Here is a 16948-nt window from a genome sequence, read left to right on the forward strand (position 1 = left end):
GTCTAAAATAATTATTTACAGTCTAAATAATTTTGCGCTTCACCCAAATCCAAGGTGCCCTCATAGATGGCGCGACCCGTGATAATCCCTTCGATACAGTCGCCATACGGCTTTAACAGTTTAATATCCTGCATATCGGTTACACCGCCTGACGCAATCACAGGAATACCGCCTTCGCGTGCAAGATTCACGGTTTGCTCAACATTCACGCCTTGCATCATGCCATCACGGGCAATATCCGTATAGACGATTGAAGAAACGCCAACATCAGCGAAACGTTTAGCAAGCTCTGTAGCTTTAGTATCCGTGACATTTGCCCAACCATGCGTGGCAACCATGCCGTCTTTGGCATCGATACCCACGATAATATGTCCAGCAAATTCGCGGCAGGCTAAGGTAACAAACTCAGGATCTTCAACCGCTTTAGTCCCAATAATAATGTAAGTCAAACCCGCATTAATATACTGCTCAATCGTATGCATATTGCGCACACCGCCGCCGAGCTGAATCGGTAGCTTGGGGAACGCTTTGGCAATGTCATGTACCACACTCTTATGCACAGGCACACCATCAAATGCACCATTTAAATCAACCAGATGCAAACGACGCGCACCCTCTTTTACCCAACGTGCCGCCATCGCCACAGGGTCATCAGAGAATACCGTATCATCCTCCATTCGCCCTTGTTTGAGACGTACACATTTGCCATCTTTTAAATCAATAGCCGGAATAATTACAGGCGCAGCACACATACAGCACTCCTTATAGAAGATATGAGTTTAGAATAGTTAAGTGATAAACATTAAAATAGAACAGAAAAAACAACATTTGATATTAAAGTTAAGTTCAAAATTAGACTTAGAAACAACTAAGTTTTGGTCTCGTTTTAAGCGTATGTAGGTACCTTATTAACTTTGGCACTAAACACAAGTTTCAACACAATGAATAGCAGAGTATACCTTGTTAATGACGTATTTATGCAGTGTTGACGACCTATTTTGGCACGTAACAAAAGCACTATAATGATAGAAATGCAATTACTAACTGGCAATTTTAGGGTTGTTTAGCGTATAATCTTATACAAATTTGTATTTGTTTCTGTGTGAAATCCATCACTTGAGTGTGTCATCCCCATGGCAAAAACTGAGGGTAAATGGCATCATGCTGATGGTAAAACACCGAACGTACAGTTTTTAAGATGTGTATAAAATGTATGAGCATAATGCAGAACACGTTAGATATCTACCTTTAGCATTAAGCTTTGGCTTTGTCACTAAGCTTTGGGCAGGTATCTGGCGCTGACCGCATTACCATGCATCTTGGTAGCCAGTCGCACCTTTGGTAATTAGAATAAGATTTTAACGTGTTGTTAAGGAGTCTAAGGTCAGCGTTAATACTCTTAAGCGGTAATGTCCAAGCGTTATTTTTGAGGCACTTTATCACAGTTTTGCCCTCGGCGACTGCTGATTAAGTGGCTTTTAAAATTAGACGCTCATAGTCATTATTGCCGATTTACCAAACAGGACGTCTGGTATCGTTTTAGACTATGGACTAAGTTTTCGCTTATGATTACCATCAAAAAAGGTTTGGATTTGCCCATCACTGGTGAACCCTCCCGCGAGATATCTGAGCACAGACCGGCACATGTGGCACTTGTTGGCTATGATTATCTGGGTATGAAGCCCACTATGAACGTCAAAGAAGGCGACATCGTTGCAAAAGGTCAGCCCGTTTTTGAAGATAAAAAACGAGTCGGTGTGATTTATACTGCGCCTGCTGCTGGCAAGGTCGTCGCCATTAATCGTGGTGAGCGGCGCGTGTTTGAAAGCCTTGTGATTGCGGTTGATCCAAACGGTGAAGAAATAGACTTTCAACGCTATGATTCCCAGCAACTTGCTGACTTAGACTCTAACATTGTTGAAACTCAACTGCTCGCTTCTGGTGAATGGACGGCGTTTCGTACCCGTCCTTTTAGCCGCTCCCCTGATATCGGTGCGCGTCCGCATGCTATCTTTGTCACCGCTATGGATACCAATCCATTAGCGTTTGATCCGATGCTGCTGATTAATGAGCAACTGCAAGCATTCAATGACGGTTTAGCGGTGTTATCGACGCTGAGCCCTAAGACTTTTGTCTGTCATCATGGCAATAGTCAGTTGACGCCAGTTGCCAAAACGGCAGCTCATAATGTCACTGAATATCATGGCTTTGCAGGCAAGCATCCAGCAGGTCTTGCTGGCACGCATATTCACTTTTTACATCCTATCGCGCGCGGCGTGACCGTATGGACGATTGGTTATCAAGATGTGATTGCCATTGGTAAATTATTTACCACAGGTCGCCTATATACGCGCCGTCTGCTCAGTCTTGCAGGTCCAGCGGTGAAAAATTCGCATCTGGTCGCAACTGAACGCGGTGCTGATATTACGGCATTGACCAAAGGTCAGCTCATTGAGGGTGAGAACCGAATTATTTCAGGTTCTGTACTCTCGGGTCGTAAGCTGTTCGCTAATATCGCCTATCTTGGTCGCTTTCATGATCAAATCAGTGTCTTGTCTGAAGGTCATGAGCGTCCTGCCTTTCATTTCTTGACGCCCGGTTCTAACCGTTTCTCAAAACTGCCTATTTATATTTCACAATTCTTTGGTAAAAAGAAATATAACTTCACGACGACAACCAATGGTTCACCGCGCGCGATGGTGCCAATTGGGGTCTACGAAGAGATTATGCCGCAAGATTATTTGCCGACGCAACTGTTGCGGGCGCTGATTATCGAAGACATTATCACCGCCGTAGATTTGGGCGTACTTGAATTGGACGAAGAAGATTTAGCCTTGTGCACCTTCGTATCTCCTGGCAAATATGAATTCGGCGATATTTTGCGTGATAACTTAACCCGCATTGAGCTGGAGGGCTAACGACGATGAAATTTTTACACAATATGTTCGATCGTATGGAGCCGTCTTTCACCAAGGGTGGCAAACATGCAAAGTATTATGCCATTTTTGAGATGTTTGATACCTTTTTGCGTCAACCAAACTCGACTACTTATGCCTCATCGCATGTGCGTGACGGTATTGATTTAAAACGCATTATGATTACCGTATGGATGTGTACGTTCCCAGCGATGTTTTGGGGTATGTATAACATCGGTCATCAAGCCTTAACGGCGGTGACGCAGCTTGGTCTACAGCCTGAAGGCTGGCGTACCATTATCACTGGCATGGTCGGTTACAACCCAGAGAGTATTTGGGCGTGCTTTGTTTATGGGGCGATGCAATTCTTACCGATTTATATCGTCACTTTTGCCGTGGGTATTTTCTGTGAGATTATCTTTGCCATTACTCGTGGACATGAAGTGAACGAAGGCTTCTTTGTCACGTCAGTACTGTATGCACTATGTTTGCCACCTGATATTCCATTATGGCAAGTTGCCTTAGGTATCATTTTCGGTGTCGTGGTTGCTAAAGAAGTATTCGGCGGAACCGGTAAAAACTTCCTCAACCCTGCCCTATCCGGTCGTGCATTCTTATACTTTGCTTATCCGGCTTATATGTCAGGCGATTCGGTATGGACAGCGGTTGACGGCTTTTCAGGTGCAACGCCGCTTGGTCTTGCCGCTCTTGGCGTAACACCAGATAAATTCGTTGATGTCTATGGTCAAGCCATTACGTGGAGCGATGCCTTCTTTGGCAATATCCAAGGTAGTATTGGCGAAGTATCAACCCTTGCTATTTTAATGGGTGCGGTTGTTCTGTTATGGACGCGGATTGCTTCATGGCGCATCATGTTAGGTTGCGTGATTGGTTTGATTGCCACGTCATCGGTCTTTAATATGATTGGCTCTGATACCAATTCGATGATGAATCTACCATTTTATTGGCATTTAGTGATTGGTGGTTTTGCTTTTGGTGCGGTATTTATGGCAACGGATCCGGTGTCAGCCGCGCATACCAATAAAGGTCGTTGGGCATATGGTATTTTAATTGGTTTTATGACGGTATTGATTCGTGTGGTCAACCCCGCGTTCCCAGAAGGCATTATGCTTGCCATTCTGTTTGCCAACTTATTTGCCCCATTGTTTGACTATTTTGTCACGCAAGCCAATATCAAACGCCAAACGGCACGGAGGGTTCGCTATGTCCAAGCCCAAAAGTAATCTCAAGCCCAAAAGTAACAATATGAAAACCATCATCGTGGCGTTAACGCTATGTTTGGTGTGTTCCGTATTGGTTTCGGTTGCAGCCGTTGGTCTAAAACCAATGCAAATTACCAATGCAAGCTTAGACCGTAATAAAAATATCTTGGTTGCCGCAGGTCTCTTTGATCCGGCGACTGATACCAATGCCGATGTTGCTGAGCGTTTTAAAGACTTTGATATTGATATCGTCGACTTAAATACCGGCACTTACTTAGATGATAAACAACTAGCTGCCGTCGGTATCCCTGATCGCAATACTTATGATGCCAGTCAAGCCAATAAGAATCAGGCATTGAGCGAAGATTTAGGCGCAAACGACCCTGCCAGTATTGGTCGTAAGCCTAAATATGCCAAAGTTTATGTTAAAAATGATGCCAGCGGCAAACCTGAAATGGTGGTGTTGCCCATTCAAGGCTATGGTCTTTGGGGCACCATCTATGGCTTCTTAACCATCGGTAGTGATATGAATACCATTAAAGGTATTAGCTTTTATGACCATAAAGAAACTCCAGGTCTAGGCGCACGTATCGAAGAGCCAAAATGGCGCGCGATGTGGTCAGGTATCCATGCTTATGATGACAAGGGCGCAGTTGCTACGGGCGTTACCAAAGCGGGTAATCCAAAAGATAACTGGGTTGATGGCATCAGCGGTGCAACTCTAACCAGTCGCGGTGTCAGTAACATGATTCAATTCTGGTTGGGTGAACAAGGCTATAAGCCGTATCTCGATCATCTACGCAAAGAAGATGGTCAGACGTTAGATAAAGCCGCAACAACCCCCGTAACCACTGCACACGGCAAGGAGGCATAACATGGCTGACACCAAAAGTATTTTAGTCACGCCTATTTTTGACAACAACCCGATTGGCTTGCAAATCTTGGGTATCTGTTCAGCGTTGGCAGTGACGACGAGCGTCGCTAACGCGTTGGTCATGAGTGTGGCGCTGACCTTAGTCACGGCATTTTCGAGCTTTTTTATCTCGACTATCCGTAAACAAATTCCATCAAGTATCCGTATTATCGTACAGATGACGATTATTGCCTCGTTGGTTATCGTCGTTGACCAAATTCTAAAAGCGGTCGCTTATGACGTCAGTAAAGGGCTATCGGTCTTCGTTGGTTTAATTATCACCAACTGTATCGTGATGGGTCGTGCCGAAGCGTTTGCGATGAGCAACCCACCTGTACCGAGCTTTTTAGATGGTATTGGTAACGGTATGGGCTACTCTGCTGTCTTATTGTTTGTGGCAACCATTCGTGAAATCTTAGGTTCAGGTAGTTGGTTTGGTATGACGATATTGCAGCCAGTCACTGATGGCGGCTGGTATGTGCCTAATGGCTTATTATTATTGCCACCCTCTGCGTTCTTTATTATTGCGATGTTTATTGTCATTATTCGTACTTGGAAACCAGAACAAGTGGAAGATGCTGAGTTTGTAATGAAGCCGCAGTCTAAAGGCATGGCACATGGAGGCGGTCACTAATGGGACATTATGTTAGTTTATTTATAACCTCAGTCTTTATTGAGAATATGGCGCTCGCCTACTTCTTAGGCATGTGTACCTTTTTAGCGGTATCAAAAAAGGTCTCCACAGCTATCGGGCTTGGGGTTGCCGTGGTTTTCGTGATGGCACTTACGGTACCTTTGAATAATTTATTATTTCAGTACATCTTAAAAGATGGTGCGCTGGCGTGGGCAGGTTTTCCTGATATCGATTTAAGCTTCTTAGGCTTGCTCAGTTATATCGGTCTGATTGCCGCGGTGGTACAAATTCTAGAGATGTTCTTAGATAAGTTTGTGCCAAGTCTATATAACGCTTTGGGCATATTCTTGCCATTAATTACCGTAAACTGTGCAATTATGGGCGGTGTGTTATTTATGGTCGAGCGCGATTATAACTTTAGTGAGTCTATGGTCTATGGCGTGGGCGCTGGTTTCGGTTGGGCGCTTGCAATTACGACCTTGGCGGGTATCCGTGAAAAGCTTAAATACTCTGACATTCCAGCGCCGTTGCGCGGTTTGGGTATTACCTTTATTACGGTTGGTCTGATGTCACTTGGCTTTATGTCTTTTGGTGGCATGTCCATTTAAGCGGTGGTTTATCTCAACACTTATGCTTAAAACCATACTCAGTTATTTGACCTATTTAATGCATTTATTCGGTAGGCGGACGGGCATCACCATTACTGTGAACCCGCTCCCCTATCCCATAGATTAAGGATACCTACCATGGATTATACGACGGCGATTGGTGGCGTTGCTATGTTTACCGTGATCATCATGGGCTTCGTCGCTATTATTTTAGCAGCGCGCTCAAGACTGGTCAGTTCAGGCGATGTGACCATTCATATCAATGATAATCCCGACAATGATGTAGTAACCGCAGCAGGCGGCAAGCTATTACAAACCCTTGCCAGTGAAGGTATATTTTTATCTTCAGCATGTGGTGGTGGTGGTACGTGTGCCCAGTGCCGCTGCCGCGTTATTGAAGGTGGCGGTTCTATTTTACCCACCGAAACTGGCTACTTTACCCAAGGCGAGATTCGCAATCATATGCGCCTTGCTTGTCAAGTAGCGGTTAAGCAAGACATGAAAATTGAGATTGACCCTGAATTTTTTGATGTACAAAAATGGGAATGTGAAGTTATCTCTAATGATAACGTAGCGACCTTTATTAAAGAATTGGTACTCAAAATTCCAGAAGGCGAAGAGGTCAACTTCCGCGCCGGTGGTTATGTGCAATTAGAAGCGCCACCGCATGAAGTGCATTATAAAGACTTTGTGATTGATAAAGAGTACCGTGAAGATTGGGACAAATTTGATATCTTTAAATATGTCTCCAAAGTGGATGAGCCGGTTATCCGTGCGTATTCAATGGCGAACTATCCAGACGAGAAAGGTTTAATTAAGTTTAACATCCGTATCGCCAGTCCACCGCCGCGTGGTCCTGACGGTATTCCACCGGGCAAAATGTCCTCGTGGGTGTTTAGCCTTGTACCTGGTGATAAGGTCACGGTTGCCGGTCCTTATGGTGAATTCTTCGCGAAGAAAACCGAAGCGGAAATGATATTCGTGGGTGGTGGCGCAGGTATGGCACCGATGCGCTCGCACATTTTCGATCAGCTCAAACGTCTGAACTCTGATCGCAAAATCAGCTTTTGGTATGGTGCGCGCTCTATTCGTGAGATGTTCTATGTTGAAGACTATGATCAGCTCCAAGAAGATTTTTCTAACTTCCAGTGGCATGTGGCGTTATCTGACCCACAACCAGAAGACAATTGGACAGGTTATACCGGCTTTATTCATAACGTGTTGTTAGAAGAATATCTCAAAAACCATCCAAACCCAGAAGATTGCGAGTACTACATGTGCGGGCCACCGATGATGAACGCGGCGGTAATCGGCATGCTGCATAGTTTGGGTGTGGAAGATGAAAATATCATGCTTGATGATTTTGGTGGTTAATTCGGGTGGTTAAGTAAATAATCAGTCATCTTGACCGTCACTAAATAATGTATAAAAGGAGCGTCAACGATGATGCTCCTTTTTTTAATCCATTTTTTGCTATTGGAGACTATTTATGACGCTAACAATGAAGCACCGCGCTTGCGACTTGAAAAAGAACAACTTACGCAAACTTACCTTAGTAACGGGTATCACTATCAGCGCGTCAGTATTAACCGCTTGTCAGCAAACGCCAGATTATAACTATCTCACTGGCGAGACCATGGGCACCAGCTACCATATTAGCTATCAGCTGCCCGATGGTGCTGATGAAACCGCCATTCAAGCGGCAGTCGATGAACGCTTAAAGCAAATTAATGACAGTATGTCGACCTACCAAGAAAATGCGACCATTTCTAAATTTAATCGTTTGGCTAAAGACACTCCCATTATTATTGATGCCGATTTTAGCCATGTATTAGAAGTTTCAAGACAAGTTTATAAGCAATCAGGCGGTGCATTTGACCCGACTGTAATGCCACTTATTGAAACGTGGGGCTTTGGTAGCACCATGACGGTTGAGCGCTTACAAAGTCCGCCAACGGCCGCAGAAATTGCGACCGCAAAAGCACTCGTTGACTTTGATGGCGTGGTGCAAAAAGAAAATACTATCTATAAAACCAAGGACGGTGTTGCCCTTGATTTTTCAGCCGTGGCAAAAGGTTATGGCGTTGATGTGATTGCCGATGTGCTAAAAAATAAATACCAGATTCGTAATTATATGGTCGAAATCGGCGGTGAAGTTGCCACCTCAGGCGTTAGTGGTCAGCAGCAACCTTGGCAAATCGCGATTGATGCACCGATTGAAGGCAGTACGGTCAGTGAGCGTCAAACCATCGCTATTATTCGCCAACCAATGAACAGTAGCAAGATAAATACTGGTAACCAAATGCATTTAGCCACCTCAGGCAACTATCGTAATTCGGTTGTCTTTGCTGGCAAGCGCTATAGCCACACCATTGACCCAACCACAGGCGAGCCAATCGCTGGCGGTGCGCCATCGGTGACGGTTGCTGCTGAATCGGTGGCACTAGCCGATGCGTGGGCAACGGCATTAACCGCCATGCCGTATGCTAAAGCCCTAGCAACGGCTAAAGCACAAAATATCGCTGCGGTATTTATCATATTGGCTGATGAGAGCAAATCAGGTGCTGCCGATAAACTTGACGATTGGCAAGTGGTAGAAACGCCTGCCATGCAACAACTACGCGCCGATAAAAAGTCTTCATGATTTATACTTTACCACCTTAAACCATAACAATAAGTCTTTGTTAATCAAAAACATTAGCGAATTTTTGTTATACTAAAAGACACTCATCTGTACCGGTGTTTGTCCTACTTTTTAAACACGAGGTCACCTCATGCTTAGTCAATTACTTCCTATGTTTGCCGTCACCTTTAGCGTCTTTTTACTGTTTTTTATCTTTATGGGTATTGGCTATATGGTTAAAAAAAAGCCGCTTAGAGGCTCTTGTGGCGGTGTTGCCAAACTCATGGGCAATGAAAAATGCTCGTACTGTGGTGACGATCCCAATAAATGCGACTCTATTGTCGCTGAGCAGCAAGAACTATCACTAAAAGCGGCTGCACTTGGCAAACCTTTGTAATAAAAGAAAAGAGAAGCCAAAACAGCACGACTATTAAATAAGTTTTGAATCAATTTCTAGTAAACTTTAGTAGACTTGTTACCATACGCTGGTAGTAATATACTGATATTTGCCTTTATAATAGCGTCAAGTATGATTCAATGTACTTGACGCTATTTTTATATTGCTTTGTATGTCTTTTATTCGCACATACTCAATATCTCGTTTTATCCAAAAGAATAAGATTATCCCGCATTTCGCTTTGATGGCTGTTTTAATAGCTGCGTTTATAATTCGCATTTATTTATAGTTCTGCAAATGCCGAGTAGTCACCCTATAATACTTGCACTCTGAAAGAATTTCTCTCATTCTGACCGATAAATCAATCACCATCTTGGTGGAGTTTTTTTGGTGTCATTTTCGAGTCATGGTTTACCGTCACTCATTAATGACGTGTCCTTTTTCTTATTTTAATAGTCGTGCTGCTATGTCTACCCCTTCTAATTTGCAATCTGAGCCACGCTCGGATAAACGTAAACTTATTAATACCCCTTCTTGCAAATTTACTTTTTGGCTCGTACTTTGTGCCATGATTTTGCTGGGTACTAATATGCGCGCGCCAATCGTGGCGCTTGGCTCTATTGCGCCCGTGGTACAAGATGCCCTAAATATCACTGAAACTCAAATCGGCTGGCTGGGCGCAATACCCATGCTGACCTTTGCATTGGGCGCGCTTATCTCACCAAGCATTGGTAAGCGCTTTGGTATTGAAAACACCTTAATTGTCATGATTGTACTACTGACGATAGGTATGATTATCCGTGCGGTGATTCCGACGTGGACGGGGTTTTTAACCGGTACTATTCTGTTGACTCTAGCCATTGGTTTTGCCAATACGCTAGCGGCACCGGTCATTAAGATGCGCACACCTAAGAATATTCCACTGGTTACCGGTCTGTTTAGTTTGACCATGACCGTAACGGCAGGAATAGTGGCAGGCGTGGTGCTACCACTCTCTGAAAAGGTGGGCTGGCAGTGGTCGCTTGGTGGCTGGTCAATTTTAGGCTTATTCGCCATTGTTATTTGGGTCTTTTTGCGTATGCGCTTGGGTTCTTCTGCGGATACCCAAGCCGTCCTGCCCACGGGCACGTCCGATATCTCCATGTGGCGCACCGGTTTAGGGTGGCAAATAGGGATATTTTTGGGTCTTCAATCTTTACTTTATTATACGGTTGCTAGCTTTTTACCGTCTATCTTAGTCAGTAAAGGCATGAGTGCCGTCAGTGCAGGACAGATGGGTTCGGTGTTTCAGTTTATGGCACCATTAGCGATTTTAAGTCTAACGTGGCTGATTAATCGTGGTCGCCCTATCCAAGCGCTTGCCGTGTTTGCCGCTACGTTAAACGTCATCGGTATCCTTGGTCTTAGCTATATGTCTACTGACTTAGCATGGTTATGGGCAGGTTTGATGGGTGCCGGTTGTTCGGCTATTTTTACGTTAAGTATGATGCTGTTTTCGATGCGCACTTATACCACCAATCAGGCGAGCGAGCTGTCCGGTATGGCGCAATTTGTGGGCTATATCATTGCCTTTTTTGGTCCACTGGGTACCGGTTGGCTACATGAAGCGACCGATAGCTGGGATTTACCTTTATTGTTAATGCTCATTTTTATGATTGTTAACGTCGGTATTGCATGGCTCGTGAGTCGTCCCATTATGGTTGATGGTAAAAAAGCTTAAGTGTAATAGTCGTCATTCATTAAAATCTTTAATAAGACCGTTTTTAAAAAATCAGGCAGGTTCAGTATTCACAATTAAACACTGTTGAATACAGAACCTGCCTTTTTATTTGCTACACTAAACGAACGACTTAGGGTAATAGGGTGATGAGAAAGACTATGAAAAATATGAAAAAGATATTTTTAACATTAAACAAACAGCCGTCAGCATATCCGTATCGCTTAGTATCTTTGAGCGTTGCTATATTGGCAGCATTGATAACTCTTAGCGGTTGTCAGCAGAAACCAGAGCCTGTGACCACCCCTGATGACTCTGTTACGCCTTCGCAAACACAAAATGCGACCACGACCAACACACCTACACAAAACGGGCAGCAAGCCAATGAGCAAGCGCTGACAATATTGGCTTTGGGCGATTCCTTAACGGAAGGCTTGGGCGTGGCAAATGATGCCAATTATCCTGCCCAGTTAGAAGAGAGCTTACACAAGCTTGGCTATAACAATGTTAAGGTCATTAACTCAGGTTTGAGCGGTGAAACCAGTACCGGCTTGGTTAATCGCTTAGACTGGGTGGCGCAGACCAAACCGGACATCACCATTTTAACCATTGGTGCCAATGATGCTATCCGTGGCATTGATGTGGCAACGGTTGACGCCAATATTCGTCAAGCCATTACCGAGTTACAAGATAATGGCAGTACGGTTATCTTAGGCGGTATGCAGATTTATGATAATTTGGGCTCTGACTACGTGCAAGCATTTGCTGATATGTACCCGCGAATTGCTAAAGATATGAATGTGCCGCTAATTCCCTTCTTTTTAGCAGGTGTGGGCGGCGACCCGAAGCTGAATCAAGCCGATGCCATTCATCCGACAGCTGAGGGTTATACCATTGTGGTGAATGACAATATCCTGCCGATATTAAAACCTGAGCTTGAAAAAACGCTCGAAAAATTACGTGCTGGCAATACGAATAACACTAACACGCCAGCAGCAACCCAGACGCAGACCCAGAAATAAACACAAACACCAGCAGATAAGAGCCCACCATGACCTCATTAACAGACACGCCCGCAAACTCAAAACAAAACGTGCTAGCCGATACGTTACCTAACGTCTTACTTATGGGCACACAGTTAACCAAAACGGTGCACGTCGGTGAGCAAACTTTAGCGATTATTAAAGACGTCAATATTCACGTCAATGCGGGTGAGTTTGTGGTGATTATGGGCAAATCAGGCTCTGGTAAATCGACCTTGCTAGGGTTATTGGCTGCTTTGGATTATCCTGATAGTGGGTCAGTTGAATTGTCTGGTCAAGTATTGAGCAGTCTTGATGAAGATGCGCTAGCCGTCATTCGTCAGCGCGATATGGGCTTTGTGTTTCAATCCTTTCATTTATTACCGACCTTGACGGTTGCTGAAAACATCGCTTTTCCACTTGATATTGCCCGTCGTCCGAATAAAGCACGGGTAGATGAATTAATTGATGCCGTTGGACTTGGTCATAGACGGAACAGTTTACCCAATCAATTATCAGGCGGTGAGCAGCAACGCACCGCTGTAGCACGGGCACTGGTATCGCAGCCAAAGATTGTGTTTGCCGATGAGCCTACGGGCAATTTGGACGAGCAAAATGCCGCACAAGTGATGCAGCTATTATTGGATTTAAGACAACAAGTCGGTTCTGCTTTAGTGGTCGTGACCCATGACCCTGCCCTTGCTGCCATGGCAGACCGAGTGATTACCATGCACGATGGTCGGGTTGTGGCATCATGAAGCATCCACAGCACGACAAAGTAAAAGCTGACATGGCTAACAACATGGCTAGAGAAACCGATTATGCTAGTGGCATACTTAGCCAAGTATTTGGGCGCACATTAGGCACACAGTCGCTGAGCCGCGCCTGGTGGCGACGCTGGGTATATCCCATATTATTCTTATTGACCCTAACGTTATCATTGGCAACATATCTGACCCTTGATTCGATACAACAATCGGTTGATAGCTATATCGAGGACAATCAGCGCACGCTGGTTGGTGGCGACTTGATATTGAATAGCAAGCAAGACTGGCCAGCGGATGTTTTACAGCAAGTACAAACGCTAAAAGACACGCAAACGGTTTACGATTATCAGTTTAGCGCGATGGTGGTAACGGCAAAACAAACGTTATTAGCACAAGTAAAAGGTGTCTCGCCTGCCTATCCGTTATATGGCGAAGCGGAGCTCGCATCTGGTAAACCCTTATGGCAACAGTTAACCAAAGATAGCGTGGTGGTCGCGCCTGAAGTGCTAAACGGCTTAGAGGCTAAAGTGGGCGAACGCATCAGCATTGGTGAGGGACAATTTACCATTGCCGATGTATTGACCAAAGAACCCGATCGTCCCTTAACCGCCTTTGGTTTTGGCGGGCGCATACTCATGACCCAAGATGCACTGGATGCCACTAATCTTGTGGGTCAGCGTAGTCGGGTTAATTATCGTATTGAGCTGGCAGGGACGCCGGACGTGATGGCAACTCAGCGTGAGCAGTTGACCAAAATTTTAACCAATTATCCTGATATTGAACTTTCTGATGCTGAAAGCGCAGATACCGCTGTGTCACGTATCTCTGATAATGTATTGATGTTCTTAAAGCTGTTGGTCATTGCTGTCTTACTATTATCAGCGGTCGCCATGTACGGCGTGATTACCGCTTTTGTCACCAAACAACAAGCCAGCAATGCCATTCGTATGGCATTAGGCGAACCACTCGGGGCGATTAAAGGCAGTTATTATCGCTTATTTATCAGCACTGCTATCCTTGCCTGTGTTACGGCAACCGTGCTCAGTATTGGTTTTTTAAAGCTTAGCCAGCCTTATCTGACCGCTATCTTGCCTTCGGATATTGGGCTTGCTATCGAGCCGTTAAGCATTGTTAAAACCACGGTACTGGCATTAGTATTGACGTTATTAATTACCCAACGTGGACTCAGCCCACTCAGTACGACCAAGCCCGCAACCTTACTCAATCAAGGCAACAGTCAACAACTCCAAGGGCAATCTTGGTATCAGCGTATACCGTTACTATGGTATGTGCTGGTCATTACGGGGTTATATGGCTTCTTTACCTATGAGGTGAGCTCATGGAAACTGGCAGCGCAATTATTAATAGGCTTAGTGATATTTATAGGCATATTCTGGGCGCTGGCACGTGGTTGGCTTTGGTTACTGGCGCGCGTTGCCACTTATACAAAAATAGGTTGGATGCAACGTATTGCTATTCACAATCTAGCGCGTAAAGGCAATCAGTCGGCGCTGTTTTTTGTAACCTTGTCGCTATCGGTCGCAGTACTGACCCTTATCAGCATTATCAATCACAGTATTAATGAGCAATTTATTAACGCTTATCCTGAAGATGCGCCCAATATATTCCTGCTCGATATCCAAAGTGATCAGCATGAGGCGATTGATACCATCATTGGCGCACCTGTCAGCTATTATCCAGTGATTCGTGCGCGTATTGTGACCGCTAATGGTGTCGCTGCAAAGGATATTAAACCAGCTGAAGGTTTTGATGATCCAACTCGCGTTTTTAATTTAAGTTATGCGGATAAGGTGATGGAGACAGAATTCATTACTGATGCCGTGCAAAAAAACAAGCTGTATGCTCCTATTACCAATCCACCTTCCCAGAATCAAAAAAACTTACCATCCGATCTAAAAATTGCGCCAATGTCGATATTAGATACTGCTGCAGGTATGCTCAATGTGGGCATGGGCGATCAGGTGCGTTTTAATATTCAAGGTATTGAAATTGTCGGGCAAATTACCAGTATCCGCAGCCGTTTTGAGAAAGGACCAAGTCCCTATTTTTATTTCCTCTTTGAACCGTCGGTGTTATCCGCTGCGCCGCAAATCCAATTTGCCACTGCCCACGTGCCAGCTGAAAACATTCCACAGCTGCAAGGCAATTTAGTAAGACGATTTCCTGCGGTCACGACCATTGATGGCAACGTCATTGCCAAGCAAGTGCAAGATTTGGTCATGCAAATGAGCCGCTTGGTTTATATTTTCACCCTTTTGGCATTATTGACCGGCATTATGGTATTAATCAGCTCCCTGTTATCCACCTCGCAAGACCGCATGCAAGAAAGTGCCTCGTTCCGATTACTAGGCATGCAAAAGCGCGATTTGTATGTGCTCAACATGCTAGAGCTTGGGCTATTAGGTATCAGTGCAGCAGGGTTTGCTGTAGTGGTGGCGAGTGTCGGCGCATGGGTCGCTATTACTTATTGGTTTGATCTACAATTTAGTATGCCCTGGTTTAATTTGCTATTTGGTGGCGCAGCGTTGGTTGCCTTACTATTGGCGATTGCCATTATTTATGTGCGCTTGGTGATTGGGCGCGGGATTATGGAACGAGTACGGGCTATGCTATAAAACCACATCATAAGAGGTTACACACGAGTATTCTTTTCGCTCATTTACAGTTTGTCATTTGATATACTAACGCTACATTTTCAACTTTATCAAATGACGGTATTCTTATGAATTTCTCAAAATTTGGGCAAAAATTTACGCAACCAACTGGCATCTCGCAGCTGATGGACGACCTAGGCGATGCGCTAAAAAGTGATCAGCCGATTAATATGCTGGGTGGTGGCAATCCTGCACGTATTGATGCCGTCAATGAGGTTTTTTTAGAGACGTATCGAGCATTAGGTAACGATGACGCTAATAACACGAATGAGCTAAATAGCACCGCCCTAACCAGCATCGGTAACTATTCTAATCCGCAAGGCGATGCCGCTTTTATTGACGCATTAGTTGGTTTTTTTAACCGCCATTATGATTGGAACTTAAGCGCTGATAATGTCGCCTTGACCAACGGCTCACAAAACGCCTTTTTCTATTTATTTAATCTGTTCGGTGGCGCATTTAACGACGTCAATAATGAAACAGTAGACAAGTCTATTTTGTTGCCCTTAGCGCCGGAATATATTGGCTATAGCGATGTGCATGTCGAAGGTCAGCATTTTGCTGCTGTTTTACCGCATATTGATACAGTTACCCACGATGGCGAAGAAGGATTTTTTAAATATCGCGTTGATTTTGAAGCGTTAGAAAATTTACCTGCCTTAATTGAAGGTCGTATTGGCGCAATTTGCTGCTCACGTCCGACCAATCCTACTGGCAACGTGCTGACCGATGAAGAAATGAGCCGATTGAGCGACATTGCCAAGCGCTATGATGTGCCGCTGATTATTGATAATGCTTATGGCATGCCGTTCCCCAATATCATCTATTCTGATGCGCATTTAACGTGGGATGACAATACGATTTTGTGCTTTAGCTTGTCCAAAATCGGCTTACCGGGTGTGCGTACCGGTATCATTGTTGCCGCGCCTGAAGTCATTGCCGCTGTGAGTGCGCTAAATGCGGTGGTCAATTTATCGCCAACACGTTTTGGTGCCGCGATTGCCACGCCATTGCTACAAGACGACCGTATCAAGCAGTTGTCTGACAATGAGATTAAGCCGTTTTATCAGCAGCAAGCCACCACTGCGGTACGCCTGTTAAAAGAGGCAATGGGCGATTATCCGATGATGATTCATAAGCCTGAAGGTGCTATTTTTCTTTGGTTATGGTTTAAAGATTTACAGATTACCACCGACGAGCTGTATGAGATTTTAAAGAAAAAAGGCACTCTGATTGTGCCAAGCCAACACTTCTTCCCCGGTGTCGATGTGACCCAGTATCCGCATGCGCATGAATGTATTCGTATGAGTATTGCGGCAGATGAGCAGACATTGATTGATGGCATTAAGGTAATTGGAGAAGTGGTACGCGCACTTTATAATGGGAAATAAAGTGTAATTGATTTATTAATTAATCCACTTCATTGCCAATAACGAGTGAAGTGGGTTATAACT

General features: G+C 44.6%; 14 protein-coding genes. 13 read left to right on the forward strand and 1 reads right to left on the reverse strand.

The window, feature by feature from the left end; translation table 11 throughout:
- Nucleotides 1-11: 11 nt before the first annotated feature.
- Nucleotides 12-752, reverse strand: coding sequence for a 1-(5-phosphoribosyl)-5-[(5-phosphoribosylamino)methylideneamino]imidazole-4-carboxamide isomerase (gene hisA, locus AOC03_RS06220; protein ID WP_062534262.1), 741 nt, complete (start codon nt 750-752; stop codon nt 12-14).
- Nucleotides 753-1565: 813 nt separating this feature from the next.
- Between hisA and AOC03_RS06225 the strand changes: the two genes are divergently transcribed.
- From AOC03_RS06225 to AOC03_RS06285, 13 genes are all read left to right on the forward strand, one after another.
- The gene (locus AOC03_RS06225; RefSeq protein WP_062534264.1) at nt 1566-2918 is read left to right on the forward strand and encodes a Na(+)-translocating NADH-quinone reductase subunit A; all 1353 of its coding nucleotides are present in this window, start codon (nt 1566-1568) and stop codon (nt 2916-2918) included.
- A 5-nt stretch (nt 2919-2923) separates the two neighbouring features.
- Nucleotides 2924-4159, forward strand: coding sequence for an NADH:ubiquinone reductase (Na(+)-transporting) subunit B (locus tag AOC03_RS06230; protein ID WP_062534266.1), 1236 nt, complete (start codon nt 2924-2926; stop codon nt 4157-4159).
- On the forward strand, nt 4140-5012 hold the full coding sequence (locus tag AOC03_RS06235) for a Na(+)-translocating NADH-quinone reductase subunit C (protein WP_062534269.1): 873 nt from the start codon (nt 4140-4142) through the stop codon (nt 5010-5012). The genes AOC03_RS06230 and AOC03_RS06235 overlap by 20 nt, the downstream gene beginning before the upstream one ends.
- 1 nt (nt 5013) lies before the next feature.
- Entirely contained in the window at nt 5014-5685 is a 672-nt protein-coding gene (locus AOC03_RS06240) for an NADH:ubiquinone reductase (Na(+)-transporting) subunit D (RefSeq protein WP_062534270.1), read from the forward strand.
- Nucleotides 5685-6293, forward strand: coding sequence for an NADH:ubiquinone reductase (Na(+)-transporting) subunit E (nqrE, locus tag AOC03_RS06245; protein ID WP_062534272.1), 609 nt, complete (start codon nt 5685-5687; stop codon nt 6291-6293). Before AOC03_RS06240 ends, nqrE begins: the two co-directional genes overlap by 1 nt.
- Before the next feature lie 138 nt (nt 6294-6431).
- Nucleotides 6432-7667 carry an NADH:ubiquinone reductase (Na(+)-transporting) subunit F gene (gene nqrF, locus AOC03_RS06250; protein ID WP_062534274.1) on the forward strand — a complete coding sequence of 412 codons (1236 nt, stop codon included), beginning with the start codon at nt 6432-6434 and terminating at the stop codon, nt 7665-7667.
- Between the two features lie 115 nt (nt 7668-7782).
- On the forward strand, nt 7783-8937 hold the full coding sequence (locus AOC03_RS06255) for an FAD:protein FMN transferase (protein WP_084785789.1): 1155 nt from the start codon (nt 7783-7785) through the stop codon (nt 8935-8937).
- 130 nt (nt 8938-9067) lie between these two features.
- On the forward strand, nt 9068-9313 hold the full coding sequence (gene nqrM / locus AOC03_RS06260) for a (Na+)-NQR maturation NqrM (protein WP_062534276.1): 246 nt from the start codon (nt 9068-9070) through the stop codon (nt 9311-9313).
- 466 nt (nt 9314-9779) lie between these two features.
- Nucleotides 9780-11033 (forward strand): CynX/NimT family MFS transporter, encoded by a 1254-nt coding sequence (locus AOC03_RS06265; protein ID WP_227514201.1) that lies wholly within the window; start codon nt 9780-9782, stop codon nt 11031-11033.
- Nucleotides 11034-11191: 158 nt separating this feature from the next.
- Nucleotides 11192-12052 carry an arylesterase gene (locus tag AOC03_RS06270; protein ID WP_227514202.1) on the forward strand — a complete coding sequence of 287 codons (861 nt, stop codon included), beginning with the start codon at nt 11192-11194 and terminating at the stop codon, nt 12050-12052.
- Between the two features lie 104 nt (nt 12053-12156).
- Nucleotides 12157-12810, forward strand: coding sequence for an ABC transporter ATP-binding protein (locus AOC03_RS06275; protein WP_062536555.1), 654 nt, complete (start codon nt 12157-12159; stop codon nt 12808-12810).
- 44 nt (nt 12811-12854) lie between these two features.
- Nucleotides 12855-15455 carry an ABC transporter permease gene (locus AOC03_RS06280; protein WP_062536557.1) on the forward strand — a complete coding sequence of 867 codons (2601 nt, stop codon included), beginning with the start codon at nt 12855-12857 and terminating at the stop codon, nt 15453-15455.
- Nucleotides 15456-15562: 107 nt separating this feature from the next.
- Nucleotides 15563-16885, forward strand: a complete 1323-nt coding sequence (locus AOC03_RS06285) for a valine--pyruvate transaminase (protein WP_062534280.1) — start codon at nt 15563-15565, stop codon at nt 16883-16885.
- Nucleotides 16886-16948: the final 63 nt, after the last annotated feature.

This window comes from Psychrobacter urativorans (assembly GCF_001298525.1).
GTDB lineage: Bacteria > Pseudomonadota > Gammaproteobacteria > Pseudomonadales > Moraxellaceae > Psychrobacter > Psychrobacter urativorans_A.

What these genes read in the sequence shown, in the direction of transcription:
- hisA (WP_062534262.1), bottom strand. Translation starts at nt 752, where the DNA reads ATGTGTGCTGCGCCTGTAATTATTCCGGCTATTGATTTAAAAGATGGC.
- AOC03_RS06225 (WP_062534264.1), top strand. Translation starts at nt 1,566, where the DNA reads ATGATTACCATCAAAAAAGGTTTGGATTTGCCCATCACTGGTGAACCC.
- AOC03_RS06230 (WP_062534266.1), top strand. Translation starts at nt 2,924, where the DNA reads ATGAAATTTTTACACAATATGTTCGATCGTATGGAGCCGTCTTTCACC.
- AOC03_RS06235 (WP_062534269.1), top strand. Translation starts at nt 4,140, where the DNA reads ATGTCCAAGCCCAAAAGTAATCTCAAGCCCAAAAGTAACAATATGAAA.
- AOC03_RS06240 (WP_062534270.1), top strand. Translation starts at nt 5,014, where the DNA reads ATGGCTGACACCAAAAGTATTTTAGTCACGCCTATTTTTGACAACAAC.
- nqrE (WP_062534272.1), top strand. Translation starts at nt 5,685, where the DNA reads ATGGGACATTATGTTAGTTTATTTATAACCTCAGTCTTTATTGAGAAT.
- nqrF (WP_062534274.1), top strand. Translation starts at nt 6,432, where the DNA reads ATGGATTATACGACGGCGATTGGTGGCGTTGCTATGTTTACCGTGATC.
- AOC03_RS06255 (WP_084785789.1), top strand. Translation starts at nt 7,783, where the DNA reads ATGACGCTAACAATGAAGCACCGCGCTTGCGACTTGAAAAAGAACAAC.
- nqrM (WP_062534276.1), top strand. Translation starts at nt 9,068, where the DNA reads ATGCTTAGTCAATTACTTCCTATGTTTGCCGTCACCTTTAGCGTCTTT.
- AOC03_RS06265 (WP_227514201.1), top strand. Translation starts at nt 9,780, where the DNA reads ATGTCTACCCCTTCTAATTTGCAATCTGAGCCACGCTCGGATAAACGT.
- AOC03_RS06270 (WP_227514202.1), top strand. Translation starts at nt 11,192, where the DNA reads ATGAAAAATATGAAAAAGATATTTTTAACATTAAACAAACAGCCGTCA.
- AOC03_RS06275 (WP_062536555.1), top strand. Translation starts at nt 12,157, where the DNA reads ATGGGCACACAGTTAACCAAAACGGTGCACGTCGGTGAGCAAACTTTA.
- AOC03_RS06280 (WP_062536557.1), top strand. Translation starts at nt 12,855, where the DNA reads ATGGCTAGAGAAACCGATTATGCTAGTGGCATACTTAGCCAAGTATTT.
- AOC03_RS06285 (WP_062534280.1), top strand. Translation starts at nt 15,563, where the DNA reads ATGAATTTCTCAAAATTTGGGCAAAAATTTACGCAACCAACTGGCATC.